Raw genomic sequence first — 1774 nt, forward strand, 5'->3', positions numbered from 1 at the left:
GGACAACCGTGGTGGTGGCTATCAAGGTAAACCAAAATCAAACAACCATTCAGGTGGTCGTTCAAACTTTGGTGGCGGGAATTCATTCAAGTCTAACGCTGGTAATAAAGCGGGTACAAATGATTTCGATAGCTTGATGTCATCATTCTTAAAAGATTCTGATGACCGTTTAACTTCTTTAAAACGTAATACAGAAGGTAAACGCGGTGGCCGAGGTGGCCGTCGTTCTTAATAAGGAATGAAGGGCTTGTGACCTCAAGGTATACATACCCAAAACGAAGTGTAGACACTTATTGAGAGGGGTCTGTGGCAATTTGTCGCAGACCTCTTTAATGTTTAACCGTGTCTAGGATAGATAGGGATACCTAGAGAATATTCGGGAAAGTAAAAAATTAGGAAAGGAGCGGTATGTAATGGGTGAAAATGTACTAAAGATAGTGGAAGACTGGCTACTAGCTACGAAAGACCGGTTGAAGTCGCAACTACCGGCTAACTATGTGCCAATTGATGGGCAAATCCCCTTTCTATTGACTGTATCTGGTGGTGTCGATTCTATGGTTTTGTTGGATTTGTTTCACCGCTTAAGTCAAAAATCATTAGTGACTTTTTCAGTAATCCATATTAACCACCAGCTCCGTCCTGAATCAACGGCTGAGCAAGATATGGTCATCAAGTTTTGCGAGGACCGAGACATTCCTATCCACGTAGTGGCTTGGGACCACGATGACCCGCAGAATCCAAATCGGTCGGAATTGGCGGCACGCGAATTCCGATATGCGGTCTTTGAGCGGATGATGGTCTTGACCAAGTCACCTTTTCTAGTGACTGCCCACCATCAAAATGACCAGGCGGAAACAGTCTTGATGCGGTTGGTTCATGGCGGCCGCTTGAAGAGTATTGCCGGCATTCATCCCTACCGTCCTATCCAATTGGACAGGGGCTTTGAGACGGGCTATGTGCTCCGCCCCTTGTTAAGTGTGGATAAGGCTGATTTATATGACTATGCAGCGAAACGGCAGGTCCCTTTTAGTGAGGACGCGTCTAATCTTGACATGTCTTATACCAGAAACAGGTTTAGACAGCAGTATTTGCCGGAATTGGAGTCGGAAGATGGCGCTCTTATTGACCATCTGGGCGACTTCGCCTTGGCTGCTCAAGCGACCAGCCGGTTTGCGGACGCTTATATGGACCAAGTTTTAAGAGCTGTCTTGAGGAAAAAAGATGATACTTGGCAAGTGGATTTGGCGGCCATAGCAGACTATGACTTGCCTGAACAAGTCTTGTTGTGGCAACGAATGTTCGACCGAACGAAGGTTGCTGACTTGGCCGCCTTTACGCAAGACGGCTTTAAGCGGATGGTGGCTTTTTTACAAAGCGAGAATGGGCAAGCTGAGTGGCGGTTGCCGGGAGGCTACCGCCTGGTCAAGGTGTATGATACGGCCTATATTCTGCCCGGTGGCCGGTCTGATTTCTTGGCGGGTGCTGGTGCCGCCGACAAGAGGACTGAGCAAGTTTTAAGCTGGCAGGACTGGGTGGCAGTAGGCGACCGGGTCAAGTTTGGTTGGTTTGACGAAAATCAAGCGGATGTTTATTTGGGCCAGGGGGCTATCTTGGTGGCTGAGGTGGGTGCTGACGTTAGCTTGACGGTGCGCAATCGCCTTCCCGGAGATTTTATCCGACTTTCAAACGGTCATCGACAAAAGTTGAATCGCTTTTTAATCAACGAAAAAGTCCCGTCTGGTATCCGAGATGATATTTTTATATTAGCGGATAA

1 protein-coding gene and 1 pseudogene are annotated in these 1774 nt (G+C 47.6%); both read left to right on the forward strand.

Annotation, left to right across the window (positions count from 1 at the left end):
- Window positions 1-232: pseudogene (locus ACRCJ0_RS13315) on the forward strand (RNA-binding protein S1); the annotation flags it as partial.
- A 181-nt stretch (window positions 233-413) separates the two neighbouring features.
- On the forward strand, window positions 414-1774 hold a 1361-nt coding region (tilS, locus tag ACRCJ0_RS13320), incomplete at its 3' end, for a tRNA lysidine(34) synthetase TilS (protein ID WP_431390727.1).

Source organism: Aerococcus sp. L_32 (assembly GCF_050689315.1).